21 protein-coding genes and 1 pseudogene are annotated in these 19,018 nt (G+C 67.7%); 13 read left to right on the top strand and 9 right to left on the bottom strand.

The genetic code is table 11. The features are described from left to right. Positions 1-125: 125 nt before the first annotated feature. Complete coding sequence (locus AB0B57_RS18165) at positions 126-926, bottom strand: methyltransferase domain-containing protein (RefSeq protein ID WP_357070528.1); 801 nt, start codon at positions 924-926, stop codon at positions 126-128. A 297-nt stretch (positions 927-1,223) separates the two neighbouring features. Here AB0B57_RS18165 and AB0B57_RS18160 point away from each other — a divergent pair, with 297 nt between their 5' ends. The 3 genes from AB0B57_RS18160 (at position 1,224) to AB0B57_RS18150 (ending at position 4,257) form a co-directional block, all read left to right on the top strand. Beyond that, on the top strand, positions 1,224-1,613 hold the full coding sequence (locus AB0B57_RS18160; protein ID WP_357070525.1) for a phosphotransferase: 390 nt from the start codon (positions 1,224-1,226) through the stop codon (positions 1,611-1,613). An 11-nt stretch (positions 1,614-1,624) separates the two neighbouring features. Continuing rightward, positions 1,625-2,134, top strand: coding sequence for a hypothetical protein (locus AB0B57_RS18155; RefSeq protein WP_357070522.1), 510 nt, complete (start codon positions 1,625-1,627; stop codon positions 2,132-2,134). Positions 2,135-3,231: 1,097 nt separating this feature from the next. Next, positions 3,232-4,257, top strand: a complete 1,026-nt coding sequence (locus AB0B57_RS18150) for a DUF4062 domain-containing protein (RefSeq protein ID WP_357070519.1) — start codon at positions 3,232-3,234, stop codon at positions 4,255-4,257. Between the two features lie 72 nt (positions 4,258-4,329). On the opposite strand, the gene AB0B57_RS18145 is transcribed toward AB0B57_RS18150, so the two are convergent. Both AB0B57_RS18145 and AB0B57_RS18140 read right to left on the bottom strand, forming a co-directional pair. Further along, positions 4,330-4,470 carry a hypothetical protein gene (locus tag AB0B57_RS18145; protein WP_357070516.1) on the bottom strand — a complete coding sequence of 47 codons (141 nt, stop codon included), beginning with the start codon at positions 4,468-4,470 and terminating at the stop codon, positions 4,330-4,332. Between the two features lie 207 nt (positions 4,471-4,677). Then, entirely contained in the window at positions 4,678-5,172 is a 495-nt protein-coding gene (locus AB0B57_RS18140) for a nuclear transport factor 2 family protein (RefSeq protein ID WP_357070513.1), read from the bottom strand. A 202-nt stretch (positions 5,173-5,374) separates the two neighbouring features. On the opposite strand from AB0B57_RS18140, the gene AB0B57_RS18135 reads away from it, so the two are divergent. Beyond that, positions 5,375-5,836 (top strand): SgcJ/EcaC family oxidoreductase, encoded by a 462-nt coding sequence (locus AB0B57_RS18135; RefSeq protein WP_357070510.1) that lies wholly within the window; start codon positions 5,375-5,377, stop codon positions 5,834-5,836. A 247-nt stretch (positions 5,837-6,083) separates the two neighbouring features. Here the strand turns inward: AB0B57_RS18135 and AB0B57_RS18130 are convergent. Both AB0B57_RS18130 and AB0B57_RS18125 read right to left on the bottom strand, forming a co-directional pair. After that, positions 6,084-6,200 (bottom strand): annotated as a pseudogene (locus AB0B57_RS18130) (DNA-binding protein); the annotation flags it as partial. Positions 6,201-6,331: 131 nt separating this feature from the next. Next, positions 6,332-6,760 (bottom strand): hypothetical protein, encoded by a 429-nt coding sequence (locus tag AB0B57_RS18125; RefSeq protein WP_357070507.1) that lies wholly within the window; start codon positions 6,758-6,760, stop codon positions 6,332-6,334. Positions 6,761-7,748: 988 nt separating this feature from the next. Here AB0B57_RS18125 and AB0B57_RS18120 point away from each other — a divergent pair. Together AB0B57_RS18120 and AB0B57_RS18115 are read left to right on the top strand one after the other, a co-directional pair. Further along, the gene (locus tag AB0B57_RS18120; RefSeq protein ID WP_357070504.1) at positions 7,749-7,886 is read left to right on the top strand and encodes a hypothetical protein; all 138 of its coding nucleotides are present in this window, start codon (positions 7,749-7,751) and stop codon (positions 7,884-7,886) included. Positions 7,887-7,955: 69 nt separating this feature from the next. Beyond that, positions 7,956-9,338 (top strand): hypothetical protein, encoded by a 1,383-nt coding sequence (locus AB0B57_RS18115; protein ID WP_357070501.1) that lies wholly within the window; start codon positions 7,956-7,958, stop codon positions 9,336-9,338. Between the two features lie 15 nt (positions 9,339-9,353). On the opposite strand, the gene AB0B57_RS18110 is transcribed toward AB0B57_RS18115, so the two are convergent. The 3 genes from AB0B57_RS18110 to AB0B57_RS18100 form a co-directional block, all read right to left on the bottom strand. After that, a complete protein-coding gene (locus AB0B57_RS18110) occupies positions 9,354-10,361 on the bottom strand; it encodes a hypothetical protein (protein WP_357070498.1) in 1,008 nt (335 codons plus the stop codon). A gap of 130 nt (positions 10,362-10,491) precedes the next feature. After that, positions 10,492-11,430, bottom strand: a complete 939-nt coding sequence (locus AB0B57_RS18105; RefSeq protein WP_357070494.1) for an expansin EXLX1 family cellulose-binding protein — start codon at positions 11,428-11,430, stop codon at positions 10,492-10,494. Positions 11,431-11,485: 55 nt separating this feature from the next. Next, the gene (locus tag AB0B57_RS18100) at positions 11,486-12,088 is read right to left on the bottom strand and encodes a TetR/AcrR family transcriptional regulator (protein WP_357070491.1); all 603 of its coding nucleotides are present in this window, start codon (positions 12,086-12,088) and stop codon (positions 11,486-11,488) included. Between the two features lie 123 nt (positions 12,089-12,211). Here AB0B57_RS18100 and AB0B57_RS18095 point away from each other — a divergent pair, with 123 nt between their 5' ends. The 7 genes from AB0B57_RS18095 to AB0B57_RS18065 all read left to right on the top strand — a co-directional run bounded on the left by AB0B57_RS18095 (position 12,212) and on the right by AB0B57_RS18065 (position 18,362). Beyond that, positions 12,212-13,048 carry an SDR family oxidoreductase gene (locus AB0B57_RS18095; RefSeq protein WP_357070488.1) on the top strand — a complete coding sequence of 279 codons (837 nt, stop codon included), beginning with the start codon at positions 12,212-12,214 and terminating at the stop codon, positions 13,046-13,048. Positions 13,049-13,222: 174 nt separating this feature from the next. After that, positions 13,223-14,449 carry an epoxide hydrolase family protein gene (locus AB0B57_RS18090; RefSeq protein ID WP_357070485.1) on the top strand — a complete coding sequence of 409 codons (1,227 nt, stop codon included), beginning with the start codon at positions 13,223-13,225 and terminating at the stop codon, positions 14,447-14,449. Then, positions 14,450-15,391 (top strand): thioredoxin, encoded by a 942-nt coding sequence (locus AB0B57_RS18085; protein WP_357070482.1) that lies wholly within the window; start codon positions 14,450-14,452, stop codon positions 15,389-15,391. A gap of 32 nt (positions 15,392-15,423) precedes the next feature. After that, positions 15,424-16,023, top strand: coding sequence for an N-acetyltransferase (locus AB0B57_RS18080; protein WP_357070479.1), 600 nt, complete (start codon positions 15,424-15,426; stop codon positions 16,021-16,023). A 154-nt stretch (positions 16,024-16,177) separates the two neighbouring features. After that, on the top strand, positions 16,178-17,050 hold the full coding sequence (locus AB0B57_RS18075; RefSeq protein ID WP_357070476.1) for an AraC family transcriptional regulator: 873 nt from the start codon (positions 16,178-16,180) through the stop codon (positions 17,048-17,050). A gap of 20 nt (positions 17,051-17,070) precedes the next feature. Then, positions 17,071-17,403 (top strand): PadR family transcriptional regulator, encoded by a 333-nt coding sequence (locus tag AB0B57_RS18070; RefSeq protein WP_357070473.1) that lies wholly within the window; start codon positions 17,071-17,073, stop codon positions 17,401-17,403. Next, positions 17,364-18,362 carry a hypothetical protein gene (locus tag AB0B57_RS18065; protein WP_357070470.1) on the top strand — a complete coding sequence of 333 codons (999 nt, stop codon included), beginning with the start codon at positions 17,364-17,366 and terminating at the stop codon, positions 18,360-18,362. The genes AB0B57_RS18070 and AB0B57_RS18065 overlap by 40 nt, the downstream gene beginning before the upstream one ends. Positions 18,363-18,365: 3 nt before the next feature. On the opposite strand, the gene AB0B57_RS18060 is transcribed toward AB0B57_RS18065, so the two are convergent. Continuing rightward, positions 18,366-18,863: an NUDIX domain-containing protein gene (locus AB0B57_RS18060; RefSeq protein ID WP_357070467.1), complete on the bottom strand. Its 498-nt coding sequence runs from the start codon at positions 18,861-18,863 to the stop codon at positions 18,366-18,368. Positions 18,864-19,018 lie beyond the last annotated feature (155 nt).

Here is a 19,018-nt window from a genome sequence, read left to right as displayed (position 1 = left end):
AGGCTCTGAGCTGGTCGTCTGTTAGGTGTCGTTGGAGTTGGGTGGTAACAAGGCAATCCCAATATCAGGGCCCCACGCCGTAACGAGGCATGCTGCGCCCCCCGCCCTGGCGAGAGGCACTGCGGTTAATCAGCTGCAATAGGACGGTATTCGTAGTCGACAGGGATGGACGTGATTGGTTCGTCGAGTGCAGCCTCCGGTAGGCGGCGACACACGGCTCGGACATATCCAAGGTTGCGGCCTTGGTCGGCCTTCAAAGCCCCGATTTCCGCGCTGTTGTCAGGGGCGACAGCGTATTGCCACTCCAGCCATCTCTTCCATCCGTCCGGCATTGCATCGGCCGCCTCCACCGCGACTACTCCGCTGCGCTGCCAGTGCCGAGACCACCAGCCGGCGGAGTGCAGGCAGGCCATGCTTGGTTCCCACCAGCCGGTGAGATGATCAGGAATGGGTCCATCAATCTCCTGCATCAGGCCGGCATTGGCAATTCCTATCAGACCGCCTGGCTTGACAAAGCGCGCAAGGTAGTTCACGAACAGGTCGTCGGTCCCGAAGTACATGAACGAGTCGATGCTGGTCACGGCATCGAAGAAGCCCGTCGAAAACGGCAGCGACTTCGCGTCCGCATGCAACGCGAACACGCTCTTGTCAAGACCAGCATCATGAATTCGCAGAGCGCGTTCATCTGCTCCGAACCACAGGTCCACCGACCACACCTCGACACCGAATTCACGGCTCATGAAGATCGACGAAGCTCCGCGGCCACTGCCGAGATCCAAAACTCTCATTCCTTTTTGTAGAGGCATCTGCTGAGTGAGCCACTCTGTGAGCCAAAGCGAGTTGGCTCCCCCGCTGACGCACGACTTCAACCAGTCAAGCGAATACTGCGAGGATCGGGGAAAGCGCAATGATGCTTCATTGGTCATATGTATTGCCTCTCGTTCAAGTGGATGAGCTTGTAGTGCATTGTTCACCCTCGGCGGGAACTGAGAGTAGCCTTCTGGGCTTCCCCTCTGCCACCGGAATTCATGCCCATGGCCTCAGTCGGAGGGACAATGGCCATAGTCCGGCGTACAGGTCGACTCGTCCGTCGCCCACCAGCTCAGAGCCGTGATCAAGGCTCTGAGCTGATCGTTGACGAGTACCTATGGGAAACCGGTCGACAGGTGATCAGTCGTGAGCTCTCCTGGTCATGATTTCCCTCCCGGTAGGAGCCGTCCCTGGTGATTGTCCGACCTCGAATCGACCGCGTACTTGTCGAACGGTTGATCGAAACACAGTTCCCACAGTGGGCCGGGCTGCCGCTGCGCCTGGTTGAGCCGGGTGGGTCCGACCACGTCATCCATCGGATCGGCGAGAAACTTGCGGTCCGGTTGCCTCGGCACGCCGGTGCCGTCAGGCAGGCCGAGAAGGAGTATCGGTGGCTGCCACAGTTGGCCCCGCACCTACCGCTGGCCATCCCGCAACCGGTCGCGGTGGGTCGACCGGACTTCGGGTATCCGTGGCCCTGGGCGGTCTCGCAATGGCTTGACGGCGAGGTGGCAACCTCAGCTGCGCTGGGTCGGATGATCGACCCTTCGCTACCCACAGTGCTCGTCCTGGTGGTGACGTGAGGCGCCGTGTGGTGGGCATTCTTGCCCTGGGCGCACTGTCGATGTCCCAGGGCGGGTGTTCTATGCCGTTCAGCTGCGCCGAGCCGGAGGTGACGGTCGACGCATCCGTGCATACCGAAGCCGCGCCGATCGAGTCGGAACTGCGACCGCTGGGTCGGGTCCTGGAGGTCCACTGGTGGGAGTGGACAGAGAACGGCCGCTGCGACTTCAACGTTGGCGACCTCTTCCTGGTGCGTGAGGGCGCGGTCCGGGTTGCGCAGGCCGACATTGCCAGGCTGACCGAGTTGACGACTGCCTTGGACGTGGACATCCCCGACGATGTCGCGCCACACCCGCGGCTGTCGTCCTGGCTGCCCGCCGAACCGGAGTGGCGTGGTGGGACCGGCCTGGATTGGAGCGACGGCGAGGAAGGCTCGGCCGTGTCAGCCTCATACTTGCTGGACTCGGCGAGCGGCGTCGTCTTGTTCCGATCCGACGCCAACTACGACCCGGCGTCGACTCCGACCGTCTCACCCTCCTGACGGGCCCCACAATCGACCGCGAGGGGGATCGGCATGGCATTGACCAGGAAGGGCTCAAGGCTGACCACGGTCGACGGCATCGTCTACCGGTGGCGAGTGCGCGGGAAGCCGACCTACGACCAGGCACTCTGCGAGCGACCACTTACCTTCGCCATCGAGCAAGCCGACCGCAAGGGCAGCGTGCTGCTGGTCAGCATGCCTCAGGACCATCCGAGCAACTGGTTCGGCGGCCCGCCCGTCCCTGTACTTCCGTCGACGGTCGTGGCAGTCGTCCGCAAGGCTCTGGCTGGGGGATGGCGACCTGGCGAGCCAGCGGCAGCCTTCCACGTGACTGTGCCCGACATATCGCGACCAAGCTGCGCTGATGCCGTCCCGCGAGGAACACACCCGAAACGCGATCGATAGCCTGTTCGGGCCTGCGGCTGGGGTTCCGGAACCGCGCCCGTGAGAGCGTTGTATCTGAGGGCCAGACTCGTCCGGGTGACCACTCGATGCGGCATCGGGGAGAGCGGGCGGCGGGTCACGTCTACCGGGTGATCACAAGTGACCACCCATCCGGGGCGGTTCTGCGGTGGGATCTTCGCCCCGTCAAGGTTCGACCTGAGACGGCCTGAGGGCGCGCGTGGTCTTGTTGCCCAATAGCTGCCTCGTCCTCCCCTGCGCCTTGCTTTATGGCCCGATCAAGAAGGTCCAGATCGGCACGCATCGCGTCAATCAATTCCTGCTGCCCTCCCGCATACGTGTCAGGCAAGGCGCTATCCTCGGCAAGGGTTTCTTCGAACATGCCGGCGGCTGCTACATGTAGCGGAAGCTGTGCCCCCCGAGTCGATGATCGGGTCGGGGCGCAAGTCGAAGCCGGACGACATGCTCAATCAGCTCCACAAGTTTGGCGTCGGCCGCCTGGGGGCTATCTTCTGTAAGTTCGCAACTGCGTACCCATGTCGGGGCCGTCGTTGCTAGGTTGACCGGCCAGGGGTTGCCGATCAACTATGCAGCACCCCGGGCAATGCGGGCATTCCTCCTCAAACTACTAGCGCCCCGCGACTCGCGAGGCTCCAGGCATCCAGTCACGGAGCATCCGATGCAACAATCGCTCTATGGCATCCCCTACCGTCTTCGTGAGCTCCACTTTCTACGACCTCCGCTACATTCGTGAGAGCCTCAAGCGAATGATTGAAGCGCTGGGTTATGGCGCCGTCCTAAGTGAGGACGGGGCGGTCTTTTACGATCCGGCAACTAGCGCTTCCGAGTCCTGTTTCAAGGAAGTTCCGAACGTCGACCTCTTTGTATTGATTATCGGGGGTCGATACGGAAGTCTTGCGCGGGATAGTGATAAGTCTGTGACCAACGGCGAGTACCAGACAGCAATCAAGCAGCACATACCCGTATTCGCACTTGTCGAGCAGGGAACCGCTAACGATTTCGAGTTGTACCGTGCAAACGCGTCCCGCCCAGAGGTCTTGGCGCACGTCTCTTTTCCCCATGCTGATAGCCCGAAAATATTCGAGTTTATCGAAGAGGTCCAAACCCGGGCTCAGAACAACGCAATCGCACCGTTCCGAAACTTCAGCGACATCGAAAGCTATCTACGGCAGCAGTGGGCCGGCATGATGCATGCCTTCTTGAAGCGGGGAGCCGAGGAGCGGCAGATGGCCGACAGTCTAGAAATGCTCGCGCAGGTTAATAGCAGGATCGAATTGCTGGCCGAGCAGATCCTGAAGAATGTCGGATCTCCACTTGATCGCATTGTCGTGAGAGCCTTGCAGCGAATGCTAACCTCTAGAGCGATAGCTGACTTAAGGTACGTGCAGGTCAACCCGACCCCCGCCGACATGGTCCAACACGAGTCATTCGACAGCTGTGCTGCGGCCTACGGTAAGCAGTACAGGGAGGCCAGGGACACAACGGTAATTTCGAGTAATGGATACATCTCATCCACCAGGTGGGACGAGGATCGGAAAGACTACCAAGAGCTTCGGGATTACATTCTGAGGCTGTTAAAAGAATCGAGTGTCTCACCTGCGGAACTCATGGCCTATGACTTTGGCGGAGATTTGCCAAAGTCGTTTGACGCCAAATCTCCAGGTTTCATGTCAGCGGGTTCCGAGGATGATGTGACCTAGGTGAACATCCCGTTTCTCCTCTAGACCAATCCTTCTCTAACACAGTCTAGTCGAAGCTTGACTCCAGCTATGTCAGGAGAGCTGCATGGCAATTCCGGTATTGTGCCGCGGCCGGACGCTGATCGGGTACGCGCAGAGCTGATCGAGTGACCCACGCAACGCGGCGGCCGCCCGGATAGGCATCGCGGCCAGTTCGGCGGTGAGCACGATCACGGACGCTCCGATGGCCTCATCCTCGTCCGACTGGCGACCCGGTCCTGCCACGCCCACGCGTACAGTCACCCGTCACCGGGCGGCAGAACCGGCAGCGCGTAGACCTCCTCGGCTGACCGCCGGGACCGCAGAACACCCGAAGTACGTGGAGATCTGGCACAAACGATGCTATCCACAGCGGGTCGCACACCCGTGCGTCGGGGACTGCTATCGAGGCGCGGCACGCGGCACGATGTGCCGTTCCCCGGTGTCGGCCATCGAGTGCAACATTCCGGCGGCGAGCGGGATGAGCCGGGCAAGGCCGGGCTGTCCATTGCGCCCGGCCAGTTCGGGCCCCAGCCTGGTCATCAGCCGGGTCAGCGCCGGCAGCGGGCGAATGAAGAGCGTGATCTCGGTGATCAGGCCGTCCGGGCGTAGGCGCAGCCGCTGCGCTTCACAGATGCGCCGGCCGTCGACCTGGGCTTCGTAGAACAGCGCCACGGTACGGCCCTCGGCGACCTGGTCGGTGTAGGTGATGCCGTCGATCGCGGTCAGGGCCACCTCAAGCAGGTCGCGTACCTGTTGGCGACCCTGGAAGGTGAACCGATCGGTGATCGGCGAGACAAGTGTGACCTCCGGGCTGAGAGCGGCGACCGCTGCCGCGGCGTCACCAGCCTCGCCGGCCGCACGCCATGCGGCGACTGCGTGGTACGGCTGACTCACCGGTACTCCTTCCGGGTGGGCGCTGCCGCTCGAACCAGAACCGGGCGACGACGCGCCTCGTCGAGTATCGCCCTCGATGACGGCGGGAGGGGTCCCCCCATCGGACCAGCCCGTCCCCCGGCATTGATGGAATCGCTGGACGCCAGGCGTACGGCCTGGCGCTGGCCGGCCCGCCGTCACCCTGCGTGGCAGGATGAGAGGCATGGCTGAGGAAATCGCTGCCGTACAGCGGCTTTACGAGGAGTTGCTGACCGCCTGGAACGACCGCGACGCGCGCCGGTATGCCGCCTTGTTCGCCGACGACGCCTCGCTTGTCGGCTTCGACGGCAGCCAGGTCAGCGCGTCGGAGTTGGCGGGCCACCTGGCGCCGATCTTCACGGACCACCCGACCGCCTCGTACGTGTGGAGAGTGCAGGAGGTGCGTCCGCTCGGTCACGGGGTTGCGCTGCTGAGAGCGCGGGTCGGGATGGTCCCACCAGGCCAGACAGATGTGAATCCGGCGGTGAACGCAGTGCAGTCGCTGGTCGCGGTGCAGCAGAACGGGACGTGGCGTGTCGCGTTGTTCCACAACACCCCGGCGCAATACCACGGCCGGTCGGACCTCGCGGACCAACACACAGCCGACATGCGCGATGCCATGGCCGAGGCCAGCAGTCGTGTCTGACGCCAACTAACCGGCGACGGCTTGGGCTGGACAACTACCTGCCCGTCCAGCCCGATTTAGGCGCATCCCCTCTCCGGTCGGCATGCCAACGCGGTATGAAGCTTCCGTCGGCTCATCGGGGGAGTGCCCCGCTGCGGAGCCGGTTGCCGTCAGGGTCGACCACCTCGAACTCACGTCCCCGATCTTTTTGTTCGACGGTTGCCATGCCGCAGGCAGCCGCGACTGCATCCATGTCGTCGACGTACAGATTTTCGAGATGCCCGACCCACGTGCCGTCGCTGGCGAGCGTCAGAGCGAACGGCCCGGACAGCCCGATGTGGGGGCCGGCGTCCGCCGGGATCACGGGGGCGTGCACGTGCGGCATCCGTGCCTGTTGCGGATCCTGAACGGACTGTTCAGGCCCCGCCGAGGGGCCTGAACAGTCCGTTCAGCGGTTGTCTCACCTCAGTTCAGGGCCGCTTTTCTGCCCCGGCTGGGCAGGAGTGGCACTGACTCCTAGCGGTCCCGCCGCTGCCCCTGCCTACCAGGCTTCCGGCTCGGCCTGCCCCGACTGCCCCTTTCCGAAGATCGGTTGTAGCCCCGCTGCGTTCTCTGACGCCGTCGGTCCTCTGATTGGCTGAGCGCCAGAATGATCGTGGCGGCGATGATCAATACGACGAGGGTGCCGCCTCCGAGAAGCAGAGGGGCGGTATCACCGGGCAGATTGTGCGTAGCCAGGACGGTTCCGCCAGCGATACCGCCCGCGAGGAAGAGCCCAACGACTGCGATAACAGCGGCCGAGGAGAGGTTGCCGCTCTCCCACTCGACCCCCTTGAGATGGATCTTGAGGTGCCCGCGCCGCTCGTCTGAGGGGTCGGGCTGGCGCTCCGTGGTGGTGAAGTCCACCTCGGTCGGCGCCGATCTACCGTTGTTCCTGCTTGGCATGAACCTGTCCTTCGGGTTGAAGGTTCACCTGATGCGACTTGCGCCGGCAACTTGATCGGGACCAGCTTCTGTACGTGCAGGAGCTGGTCTTGATCAGCCATCGATCTCGGGCGGTACCGTACCACGTGCGTGCCGCGTCCGGATTTGCCTGCCAGTGGGGGGTGGCCCGGAACCAGGGCAGGACTGGTTCGTTATCCCCACGGAGCCAGCCGGGAGCCGTATAGCATATGGTTCGGGCTTGCCTTGCAGGACAGTCGTCCGGCAAAGTAGTACCGCGAGGTAGCAAGATGATCATTCGTTGCCGCGAGTGGTCGTGTCGCTACGCGAAACACGCCCCGGCCCTCCCCGCAGAGCGCCTCACCCGGTTTCGGGGACAGCTTGGCAGAGCTGGTTTCCGGGTGGGGGGTCGACAAGAGGAGAACCAATGCCCACAGTCACCGCACCAGAAGGCACCGTAGCAATTAACCGCGACCAAGTCGCCGAACCGCAACCCGCCCTGCCGAAGGATGACTTGGCCCCACCTAAGCCGCCGACAACTCGGGGTCACGGAGGTTCCTTGACCAAGGTAACGGTGAACCTTCTTCCACGCACAATGGTTGCGCTGGAAGAGGTTAGTGGATCGACGGGCGACAACAAAACCGAGACGATAAATCGCGCGGTTCAACTGTATGCGTGGGTGCAACGCATGCTTGATGCGGGCGAGTCGATTCGTGTAGTCAGCCCAGACGGGCAGACGAGAGAGATTCACTTGTTCTAGCCGTAATGGTGGACCGATCGCATGACCGGTCCACCATTACAGGTCACACCTTCTACCCTCATGCTTCAACGGAATTCGACCATCGCTTACTCTCTGCGGGAACCGCGCGTTGGAACGATGCATCGTCCGACTGCTGGGTGACCCCCACCCCAGTACGCAATCCGTTGGCTCGACCTCGCGGCCGAGTTCTACGGCCATTCGATCGCCCTGGCGTTCTACCTGGCCGCGTCGATGCACGAGGCGATCGATGACGTGTACGGCCTGGGCCTGCGCCCGGACCCGACCGCGATGCACGCCCGGTTCCTCGGGTGGTTGTCCCGGGCCCGGCGTCCGAAGCGGCACACAAGTCAGGCTCGACCCGAGCGGTGAGGCCGCCGGGCCGATGATGGCGCAATCCGGCGCGACAGACGCCTTGACCTCGTGCTGGACGATGAGGCGGTGAAGGTACGGCAACCGTACTTCGACCGTGTTGTCCTCCTGTTCTTCGGGGTGCTGCTGCTCACCGGAGCTGTCGTCATCGCGTACCAACTGCTGGATGTCGCCTGGATCGGCCTGGTGCTGGGCGCGGCGGCTGTGGCGCTCGGGTTGGCGCTGGGTGGCCGGTTGGTGCGGGACGCGGTGTCGCCGTTCCGCGTCGACGTCGACCGGCGGGGCCTGTCGGTGCGGACCCCGAAACTGAAACGCCACCTGCGGTGGGACGAGGTTGCCGCGGTGGTGCTCGTCGACGATCCGGCGGCTGTCGGCCGGCGCACCCTGCGGGGTCCGCGTCTGCTGCTGGTGCCGGCTGCCGGGGTGCGCCTGGGCGTCCCGCTGCCCGAGAAGAGCCCGGTGGACGGGCAGGCGGCCATCGAACTATTCACACTCCGCGAGGTGGACTACGAGGAGGGTCAGTTCGCGCGGGACCTGGCGGAGCTGGCGGGTGACCTGTTGCACGACCTGTGTCGACAACCGGTCCTGCCGACCGACGCGGTCCCCCTGCGGCGCTTTCCCGACGAGCCCGACCGTGCCCGGCTGGTGCGGTGGCTGGACCGGCGTCGGGCCCTGCTGTTCGCCGGCTGGTACCTGTTCGTCCTCGTTCCTCCGCTGCTGCTGATCGATGCGGTGGCGCCGCGTAACGAACTGCTCGGCGTCCTCGTGCTGGTCGTGTCCCTGGTGGTGGTCGGCGTCGTCACCACAGGGGTGCGGCAGTTCACCGAGGGTTGCCGGGATCTGGTCGACGGGGAGGCGATGATCGACGGCGCCGGCCTCGTGATCGGTCCTGACCCGGCGGCACCCCCGATCAGCCTGCTGTCGGGGATCGTCCACGTGCGGCAACCGGGTCAGCTGAGCGGTTTCGGTAAGGCGTGGGTGCTGGCGCGCTCGGCTGACGAGGGGCCTCCGGTGCCGCTGCTGCTCCTCGCTGATCCACGCACCGGGCTGCTCCGCGATCGGGACGACCTGCGGGCACTGGAGGCGGTCCTGCGTCGCTCCGCCGACGAGCGGGACCGCGCCGCGGGTCGGCAACTCGACGAACTGGCGGCGCGGGCCCCGGCATCCGTCGCGTCGCCCACCCTGCCCCCATCGGGAGCCGTGCCGGCCCGCGCACCCGCGACCGCCCTGTGGGAGGCGGCGAAGGGGGTGGGGCGGGCTGTCGTGTTGCTCGGTGTCGTGGCCACCGTCATGATCGCGGGCGGCTTGGTGGTCGAGGAGACGAGCTACGTGGGGCGTGCCCTGCTCGCCACCGCCGCCGCCCTGTTCCTCGGGTGGATCGTGTACGCGGTGTACCGCGTGGTGGTGCTGCTCCGGACGCTGTTCGCGATCGTCGCGCGCCCGTTCCGCTGATCAGGGCCGGCAGCCTCAGAGTCCGGTGCTGGGGTCCGGCACGGTGACCCGCGCCGGGGTCCGCGCCCCGAAGACGGTGGCGACCAGGTCGCTCACCGTGTGCACCCCCGCGTCGATCGTCTTGCCGGGTGGGAGTTGGTACATGATGGCGACGACATAACGCTGGCCGTCGCCGGCGAATCCCACGGTGTTGGTGACCCAGTGCTTACCGCCCGGGTCTGGCTCGATCGACCAGCCGTTCTTGGTGCCGGGCTGCTGTGCGGCGCCGGCCGCCCAGATGCCCCAGTGCTGGATCGCGCCGACCGAGCGCATCGCGTCGAGGAGGTAGGCCCGGTCGGTCGGGTTGAGGCGGTCCAGCACGTACGACATCAACCGCTGTAGATCGTCCGCCGTGCACTTGAGGTGTCCCCAGAAGCGCGAGTAGCCGGCGACGGTGGTCAGCCCGGTCATTCCGTAGCGCTGCTGGAAGCGTGTGAGTTGGCTGTCGCGGCCGTAGCGGTTCCACAGGGCGGTCGCCGCGTCGTCGGAGGAGACGTTGAGCATGTCGGCGATCTGCCGGCGTGCGGTGGCGTCGAGGGTGATCTCGCCCGCGCGGGCACGCTCCAGCAGGCCCACGGCCATCGCGAGCTTGATGGTGGAGGCTGTCCAGATCGGATGGTCGGTGGTCCCTGCCTGCCAGAGCTCGCCGGTCCGCCGGTCGCGCACCAGGATGCCGAGGACCCCCGGTTTGGTCTTGAGTAGGGTGGCCGCCGCGGTGAAGCGTCGGCGCTGCGCCTCGTCGGCGCTGACCGAGCCTGACTCGCTGGGCCGCACGTCCGGCGCCTGACCCAGCCCGCTCGTCGAGCGTGGCGGGGAGGCCCCGGTGGTCGGCGGGCTGGCCGGGCCGCTCGAACAGCCGGCGAGCACGAGCACCGCGGCCAGCGCCGCGAGAACCACTGAACGCCAGGCGGGACGTCGCCCTGGCCGCGCGGCCGCCAGGTCGCCTTTACGGGCCTCGTCGTCCTCGAACCGTCTGACTGTCACGGCGGGTGATCATAGTCCGGCCTGGGGCTGCGTCCGGTTCTGCCCGCGATGCCGGCCATGGTTGTGCCTGGCCCGCCGGCCTCGCCGGTCGAGCCCCACTCCGAGGTTTCCGTGTCGGCGACTGGGCGGGTCAGCAGTGCGGACGGTCGAGTGGGGCGGCACCGGCGAGCGCCTCGACTGTCGTCGTCGGTGCGGCCGACTCCGTCGGGGTCGGCGAGGGCGCGACGGTGGGGCTCGGCGGGGCCGAGGGGGAAGCGCTGGGCGGGGCGGCACTGGCGAGGGTGGCCGTGCTGCGTTGGATGCGCTGAGGGGTCATCCGGATACCGGTGGCGGTCGCCTGGCGCCCGTACACGTCGGTGACCCTGATCCGGTAGGGCCCGGGGCCGAGCCCGCTCTCGACGGTCCAGTAGTTGTCGATCTGCCGGGCCGCCTTGCGGAAGCCGCCGCCCGGTCCGGCCGCCTCGACCGTGCGCAGCGGGTTGCCGTGGTTGCCGACCTGCACCGCGAACCAGTACCGCGAAGCGCCGCTCTTCATCCGGAAGGTGAGGCCGCCGTCGAGTGGCGGGTTCACCACCGCGCGGTACGTCACCGGCGCGATGCCCTGCGCCCGGTCGGCGATCTTGGCGAACGCCTCGTCGGAGAGGTCGATCTTGCCGGCGCCGCATCCGCCGCACTGGTCCATGACCAGGACCCGGACCTTGCCCTTCGGGCCGGTCACGTCCAGGTAGCTGCCGCAGGCCGCCGACCCGGCGTACGCGGACGCGCCGAGGGCCACGTAGAGCCGGTCCGCCGGCGGGCCCGGGAAGGAGCAGGTGCCGCCCGAGCGGCCCGCGTCGTAGAAGCTGGCCTTTCCCTTGTGGACGGCGTTGCCGCTCGGCGGGGCGGCGTGGACGACATTGCCGGTCGGCGGGGCGGCGCAGGCCGGGGTGGCACCGCCGCGGACGGCGAGGGTGATGCCGAGTACGGCCGCCAGCGCGGTGACCCCGGCGCCGGCCAGCCAGTGTCTGACCCGCCGACTCGACCGAGGTGTGCCGTTGTCGTCGTCGGGGGCCGTGCCTGGTGCCGTCACGGCGCCTGATGTTGCCGCATGGCTCGGGGGCAGCGCAAAGCCGTCCCAGCTGTCGTCACTCGGCGGATCGGCGGGGGCGCAGTCCGTTCAGGGCGGTGCTGACGACGAGGTCGGCGTACTCGGCGGTGAGCGGCCCACCGCGTTGCAGCCAGCGGCTGAACACCGGCCCCCAGATCAGGTCCACCGCCACGTCCAGGTCGATGTCCTCGGCGAGTTGGCCGGCCTGCTGCGCGCTGCGCAGGCGCTGCCGTTTGGCCTCCTTCAACGGCCCGTCCAATCGTTCGGCGTAGACCGCCGCCAGCTCGGGGTCGTGTGCGATCTCGGTGGCCAGCGCGCGCATCGGTTGCTCGTACCGGGGATCGTTCATCTCCTCGACCGTGGCGCGCAGCACCAGGGTCAGGTCCGCCGCCAGGTCGCCGGTGTCCGGCAGGGTTGGCGGCCCACCTTCGGTGGCCTCGCTGAGCAGGAGGAACGCGTCGAAGATGACCGCGCCTTTGGACGGCCACCAGCGGTAGATGGTCTGTTTGCCGACCCCGGCGCGCGTGGCGATGCCCTCGATGCTGACCTTCGCGTACCCGACCTCCTGGAGCAGGTCGAAGGCCGCGCCGAGGATGGCGCGTCGGGAGGTCTCTCGCCGGCGTGCCGTGTTGGGCGTCATGAGGCGGCACGATACCAGTAACGAGACGGACCGTATCGTCTTGACGGCCTCCCGTCTGAGGCTTACTCTTCTGGCATCACGAGACGGACCGTCTCGTCTCGTCACGAGGGAAGAGAGACCCCCATGCGTACCTGGTTCATCACCGGCGCCAGCCGCGGTCTGGGCCGCGCGTTCGCCGACGCCGCGCTCGACCGCGGTGACCGGGTGGTCGCCGCCGCGAGGACCATCGCGACTGACGACTTCGACGAGCGGCACGCCGACCGGCTGCTGGCCCTGACCCTCGACGTGACCGACCGGGCGGCGGTCATCACCGCCGTGCACACCGCCGTCGAGCACTTCGGACGCCTCGACATCGTCGTCAACAACGCCGGCACCCTGTCCATGGGCATGATCGAAGAGTTCACCGAGGAGCAGGCGCGCGCCCAGTTCGAGGTCAACGTCTTCGGCGCGCTGTGGGTCAGCCAGGCCGTGCTGCCACACCTGCGGGCCCAGCGGTCCGGACACATCGTGCAGATCTCCAGCATCGCCGCGCTCGGCGGCTTTCCGAGCACCGGCCTGTACAGCGCGAGCAAGTTCGCCCTGGAGGGCATGAGCGAGGCGCTGGCGATGGAGGCGGCGGCCTTCGGCGTCACGCTCAGCATCGTGCAGCCGGGCGGATACTGGACCGACCTCTACACCAGCCTGAGCGCCACCACGCCCCTGCCGGCCTACGCGCCGCTGCGGGCCGAGTTGGAGCGGCAGTGGGCGGACGGCTCGATCGACAGCGCGCCCCGGCTGGCCGCCGAGGCGTTGCTGCGCCTGGTCGACAGCGACGACCCGCCGCTGCGGCTCCTGCTCGGGAGCATGGTGTACGACCTGGCGTTCGACATCTCCCGCCGGCGGATGGCCACCTGGGCCGGCTGGGAGCAGGTCAGCCGCGCCGCCGAACACGCCGTCGCGGCACCCGGACCTGAGCGGTGAGAGGGCTCCTCGTATCGCCACGAGTCGTATCGCCACGAGCGACGGGTGCGGCGTTCTAGGCTCCGAGATATGGCGGCGGCGTGCCCATCTCGAATTGGCACACAAAGGCCGGGCAGCGCCTGCAACCCATGTTTTCTCCTCACGAGGCGCAAACCCAGACGGAGAGGAACACGCATGGCTGTCAAAACCAAGACCCGTCCCGCTACCACGGAGATTCGGCCGTTCAGCGTCGACATTCCGCAAGCCGACCTCGACGACCTGAAGAGGCGCATCAAGGCGACCCGCTGGCCGGACAAGGAGACGGTGGACGACCAGTCGCAGGGCGTGCCACTCGCGACAATTCAGGCCGTCGCCCGCTATTGGGAGAACGAGTACGACTGGCGCAAGGTCGAGGCGCGACTGAACGCCGTACCGCAGTTCATGACCACCATCGACGGGGTGGACATCCACTTCATCCACGTGCGCTCGAAGCACGAGGACGCGCTGCCGCTCATCGTCACCCACGGGTGGCCCGGATCGGTGATCGAGCAGCTGAAGATCATTGAGCCGTTGACCGATCCCACCGCGCACGGTGGCAGCGCGTCGGACGCCTTCCACCTGGTGATCCCGTCGTTGCCGGGCCACGGTTTCTCGGGCAAGCCGACCACGTCGGGGTGGAACCCGCAGAAGATCGCGACTGCCTGGACCGAGCTGATGACGCGTCTGGGCTACAACCGGTTCGTCGCGCAGGGCGGCGACTGGGGCGCGGTCATCGTGGATCAGATGGGCCTCCAGGCGCCCGCGGAACTGCTCGGCATCCACACCAACATGCCCGGTGCGATCCCACCCGAGATCGACCTGCTGTTCCAGGGCGACACCACCGGCGCGAACAACGCCATGGGCTCGTTGCCGTCCGGTCTGTCCGCCGACGAGATGCGCGCCGCCGAGGAAGCCAACTACGTCTGGAAACACGTCGCGTACGCCCTCATGATGGCGACACGGCCGCAGACACTCACCGGCCTGGCGGATTCTCCGGTCGGTCTGGCGTCCTTCCTGCTCGACCACGACGCGAAGAGTCTCGCCCTGATCGCACAGGTCTTCGACGGCGCCAAGGCGGGCCTCACCCGCGACGACATCCTGGACAACATCTCGCTCTACTGGCTGACGAACACCGCGGTCTCCGCGTCCCGCCTGTACGCGGAGAACAAACTGTCGTTCTTCGCCGCCAAGGGCGTGACCATCCCGGTCGCCGTGAGCGTCTTTCCCGACGAGCTGTACGAGGCGCCGCAGAGTTGGGCCGAGCAGGCGTACCCCAACCTCATCTACTACAACAAGCTCGACGTGGGTGGGCACTTCGCGGCCTGGGAACAGCCGAAGATCTTCACCGAGGAGCTGCGCACCGCCTTCCGGTCGCTGCGCTAGATGGCCGTGCACCTGCCTGCGCTGAACGGGGCGGCCGAGTGGCTCAACTCCGAGCCACTCGGCCCCGCCGACCTGGGCGGGCGCGTCGTCCTGGTCAACTTCTGGACGCTGACCTGCATCAACTGGCTGCGTCAGGAGCCGTACGTGCGTGCCTGGTCGCAGGCGTACCGCGACGACGGGCTGATCGTCGTCGGGGTGCACACGCCGGAGTTCGGGTTCGAGCACGAGGTCGACTGGGTGCGGCGGGCGGTCGCGGCGCGATCGATCGACTACCCGGTGGCTGTCGACAACGACTACGCGATCTGGAGCGCGTTCGACAACCACTACTGGCCGGCGCTCTACTTCGTCGACACCCTCGGGGTCATCCGCGACGAGCACTTCGGTGAGGGGCGCTACGAGCAGTCCGAGCGGATGCTCCAGCAACTGCTCGGCATCGAGCGCGACCCCGTACCCGTCAAGGGTGTCGGCCCGGAGGCGGAGGCCGACTGGACCAACCTGCGCACGCCCGAGACGTACCTCGGTTTCCGGCGCGGCGACCACTTCGCGTCGCCGAACGGCCCGGCGCTCGACGAACGCCGCGCCTACCAGGTGCCGGAGAGCCTGAACGTCAACACGTGGGCCCTGTCGGGGGAGTGGACGATCGGGTCGGAGAACGTCGTGCTCGACCGGGCCGGCGGCGGCATCGCCTTCCGGTTCCACGCCCGCGACGCGCATCTCGTGCTGGCCCCCGAGGCGGGAGCGTCGATCCCGTTCCGTGTGCTGCTCGACGGTGCGGCACCCGGCCCGTCGCACGGCGTCGACGTCGACGCCGACGGCAACGGTGTGCTGGAGGACGGCCGCCTCTACCAGCTTGTCCGCCAGGACGGCGCGGTCGGTGAGCGGACCCTGGAGATCACGTTCGGTGCGCCCGGCGCCGAGGCGTACGCCTTCACCTTCGGCTGACGCGCGCCCATCCCGGGATAGCATCGACTGCTGTGACGACGCCTGAGATCACCCTCGCCACGCCAACGGACCGCGATGCGGTGGTCGCCACGCTGGTTGCCGCATTCGTCAAGGATCCCATCCTGCGACATCTGTTCCCGGACGAGGACACCTATCCGCGTTACGCCGCTGTCTTCTTCGGGGACCTCTTCGACAAGCGGGTGCACAGGTCGTCGATCTGGACGATCGGCGGCGGTGCGTCCGTCGCCATCTGGGAGCCGCCGGCCGAGCCGCCGGTTGACGCGCCGCCGGACGCCCCCGGCGTCGGCCCCGGGTCGCCGGAGGAAGCGCGATACCCCGCCGACGTGCTGGCCCGCGTCCGGGGCTACGACGACACCGTGCACGCCGCCCTGCCGACGTACCCGTTCTGGTACCTCGGTGTGCTGGGCACCCACCCCGACAGCGCCGGACGCCGTTGGGGCCGTGCCGTCATGCGGGCCGGGCTGGCCCGCGCCGCCGCCGACGGCCTGCCGGCGATCCTGGAGACCAGCTACCCGGCCAACGTCGAGCTGTACCGCCGCGCCGGCTGGGAGGTGCTGGGCACCCTGTCGAAGCCCGTCCCCACCTGGATCATGCAACAGCCGGCCCGCTGACGTCGGGGTTGGCGGTGCCTCGCTGCCCTGCAAGTCCGCCAGGCTACGACACGACGACCGGTGCGGTCGCACCCGACCGATGCGGGCATCGGATGTCGGGTCGGCCACCGGCCCGGCGACCTAGCGTTGGTGCTCCAAAGGAAGGGAGCACCGGGTGCTGGAGCGGCTCAACGAGGCCATGGCGCACATCGAGCGCCACCTCGACCGCAAGGTCGAGGTGGCCGAGCTGGCGCGGATCGCGCTGACGTCGGAGTACCACTTCCGGCGGCTGTTCTCGGCGCTGGCCGGCATGCCGCTGTCGGAGTACGTCCGGCGGCGTCGGCTCACCGTCGCTGGCGCGGACGTGCTGGCGGGGGAGCGGACGTTGCTCGACGTCGCGGTGCACTACGGCTACGGATCGGCCGAGGCGTTCGCCCGGGCGTTCCACGCCGTGCACGGCGTGGGGCCCGGAGAGGCTCGGCGTACGGGGGCAGCGCTGCGTGCCCAGCCCCGGATGTCCTTCCGACTCACCGTCGAAGGGAGCGGCAGCATGGAGTACCGGATCGTCGACAAGGACGCGTTCGCACTGGTGGGACGCAGGGCCCGGGTCCCACTGGTGCACGAGGGGATGAACCCGGCGATCGTCGCGTTCGTCCGGAGCATCGACACGGAGACGACCGCGCGGATCGAGGCGCTCTCCGACCAGGAGCCGCAGGGGATCGTCAACGTCAGCGACAACGTCGCCGACAGTCGGCAGGAGGGCACCGAGCTGGACTACTGGCACGGCGTGGTGACCGGTGCCGTGCCGCCGGAGGATCTGGACGCGCTGCCGGTGCCGGCCGGCACGTGGGCGGTGTTCACCACCTCCGGGGCGTTTCCGCAGGCCGTGCAGCACCTGTGGCGCGACGTGTTCACCCAGTGGTTCCCGTCCAACCCGTACCGCAGCCGACCCGGACCGGAGATCTCCCGGGTTCGGGTGTCCGCGGACGGCACCGTGGCGGACGCCGAACTGTGGATCCCGGTCGAGCGCACCCCCACCCCTATGTAGAGTTCCGATACAGTGGTCGGATGCGGATCACCATTCCGGTCGCCAAGGTGCTCGCGGCGCTGCTCGCCGAGCCCGACGAGCAGCGCTACGGGCTGGACCTGATGCGACTGACCGGCCTGGCCAGCGGCACCCTCTACCCGGTGCTGCACCGGCTGAAGGAGGCCGGCTGGCTGGCCGCCGACTGGGAGCCGATCGACCCGGTCCAGGCCGGCCGGCCGGCCCGTCGCTACTACCGCCTCACCGCCGAAGGCGTGGCGCAGGCCCGGCAGGCGCTCGCCGACCTCCGTGCCGCGATCCCCGACGGTCGTCCCTCGTGGGGTGGCACCGAGCCCACCGGGGCACCGGCGTGGTGACCCGCCGGATCGCCGAGGTGCTGTTGGATCTGGCGGCGCGCCGCTGGCCGGCCGATCTGCGGCACGAGCTGCGCCGCGAGTGGGCCGCCGAGGTGCACGTGCTCGCCGAGACCGGTCGCTGGACGACAATGCTCGGCTTCGCGGTGAGCCTCGCGGTCAGCCGGGCCGGCGCCCCGGTCGTCGACCGCCGCCTGCTGCGCGGTCGAGTCGGCCGTACCGCGGCGGCTCTGCTGCTGTCCCCGATCGCCTGCGTCGCGATCGTGATCGGCGGCGCGTACGTGCTGGACCCGATTCAGCCCTGGCTGGCGGGAGTGGACTGGCCGGAGCGGGCACAGAAGCCGATCTGGACGGCGGTCACTGTCGTGCTGGCGGTGTTGCTGGCGATGGTCGCCGCGCGCTGGGCCCGGCACGGCGCACTCGACGGCCCGCTGCGCATCGCGCTCGGCGTGGTGCTGCCCATCGGCGTGACAGTGGTCGCGTGCCTGTCCGCTCTCGTCCCGGAGGACCTGGCCACCTCGGTACCCGGGCTGCTGCTCTGGTTGGCCGGTCTGACGCTGGCGCTCTGGGCCGCGGCGAGCCTCGCCGCCCACAATCGCCTCCGCGCGGCCTGGTGGGTGGGCGTCCTCGGCGCACTCGCCGTCGCCGACCTCGCGGTGGTTCTCGCCGTCGTCGATGCCATCGCGGCGGGCAGTCGCGCCGGCCCGGTCATCGGTCCGACGCCAGTGGAGAGCATCGACCGGATCTCCGCGCCGCTGTGGCTCCTCGCCGCCTGGACAGACTGGAACATCGCCCTGCCCCGGCCCGCCATCCCCTGGGAGATCTTCGGAATCATCACCCTCCACGTGCCGCTGGAACCGATGCTCTACCTGGCCTGCACGCCGTACGCCCTCGCGTACACCATCCGGGCGGCGCGGTCCGCGCCCACCGCGCCGGTCGCCCTCACGCCGACCCCGGTGTGAACCTCAGTCGGGCACGTCGTCCCACGTCGTGCCCGGCTCCAGGTAACCGGCCACCTGGTTCTCCCGCAGCGCGTAGGCGATGACCAGCAGGGCGTGCTTGTCCAACTCGGGCAACCGGTCCAACGAAAACCACCCCACGGCCAGCGACTCGTCGTCGTTGACCCGGGCGGTGCCGCCCACCAGCCGGCACAGGAAGCCCAGATTCAGGTACTCGCACCTGTCACCGTTGGGATAGGTGTGCGGATGGGAGACGGCGCTGGACAGGCGCACCGGGGCCACGTCCAGGCCCGTCTCCTCCCGCACCTCGCGCACCAGCGCGGTGGCCGGCTGCTCGCCCGGCTCGACGAAGCCGCTGACCACCGACCAGCGGCCGTCGTCGGCACGTTGGCCGAGCAGCAGCTCACCGGCGTCGTTGCGGACGACGGCGCTGACACTCGGCAGCCAGAGCAGGTCGTGACCGACGTGCTTGCGCAACCCCACGATGTAGTCCGGTGTCGCCATCGGGCGATCATAGGCCGCGACCCCCTGGCCAGCCGTCGCGTCAGCCAGCCCGATCGACCTATTTCGGGTGTTCTGCCCCGCCAGGGCCGATGCATATCTACTGTGGAGAGGGTCGGCGACTTGCGCGATCCGGTGGCGGCCGGTCGGTTCGCGGT

Origin of the sequence: Micromonospora sp. NPDC049101 (assembly GCF_040648675.1) — a bacterium.
In the GTDB taxonomy this organism is placed as follows: Bacteria; Actinomycetota; Actinomycetes; order Mycobacteriales; family Micromonosporaceae; genus Micromonospora.
This window is presented reverse-complemented; position numbering and strand designations above follow the sequence as displayed.

What these genes read in the sequence shown, in the direction of transcription:
- AB0B57_RS18165 (WP_357070528.1), bottom strand. Translation starts at nt 926, where the DNA reads ATGACCAATGAAGCATCATTGCGCTTTCCCCGATCCTCGCAGTATTCG.
- AB0B57_RS18150 (WP_357070519.1), top strand. Translation starts at nt 3,232, where the DNA reads ATGGCATCCCCTACCGTCTTCGTGAGCTCCACTTTCTACGACCTCCGC.
- AB0B57_RS18135 (WP_357070510.1), top strand. Translation starts at nt 5,375, where the DNA reads ATGGCTGAGGAAATCGCTGCCGTACAGCGGCTTTACGAGGAGTTGCTG.
- AB0B57_RS18125 (WP_357070507.1), bottom strand. Translation starts at nt 6,760, where the DNA reads ATGCCAAGCAGGAACAACGGTAGATCGGCGCCGACCGAGGTGGACTTC.
- AB0B57_RS18120 (WP_357070504.1), top strand. Translation starts at nt 7,749, where the DNA reads ATGCACGAGGCGATCGATGACGTGTACGGCCTGGGCCTGCGCCCGGAC.
- AB0B57_RS18100 (WP_357070491.1), bottom strand. Translation starts at nt 12,088, where the DNA reads ATGACGCCCAACACGGCACGCCGGCGAGAGACCTCCCGACGCGCCATC.
- AB0B57_RS18095 (WP_357070488.1), top strand. Translation starts at nt 12,212, where the DNA reads ATGCGTACCTGGTTCATCACCGGCGCCAGCCGCGGTCTGGGCCGCGCG.
- AB0B57_RS18090 (WP_357070485.1), top strand. Translation starts at nt 13,223, where the DNA reads ATGGCTGTCAAAACCAAGACCCGTCCCGCTACCACGGAGATTCGGCCG.
- AB0B57_RS18085 (WP_357070482.1), top strand. Translation starts at nt 14,450, where the DNA reads ATGGCCGTGCACCTGCCTGCGCTGAACGGGGCGGCCGAGTGGCTCAAC.
- AB0B57_RS18070 (WP_357070473.1), top strand. Translation starts at nt 17,071, where the DNA reads ATGCGGATCACCATTCCGGTCGCCAAGGTGCTCGCGGCGCTGCTCGCC.
- AB0B57_RS18060 (WP_357070467.1), bottom strand. Translation starts at nt 18,863, where the DNA reads ATGGCGACACCGGACTACATCGTGGGGTTGCGCAAGCACGTCGGTCAC.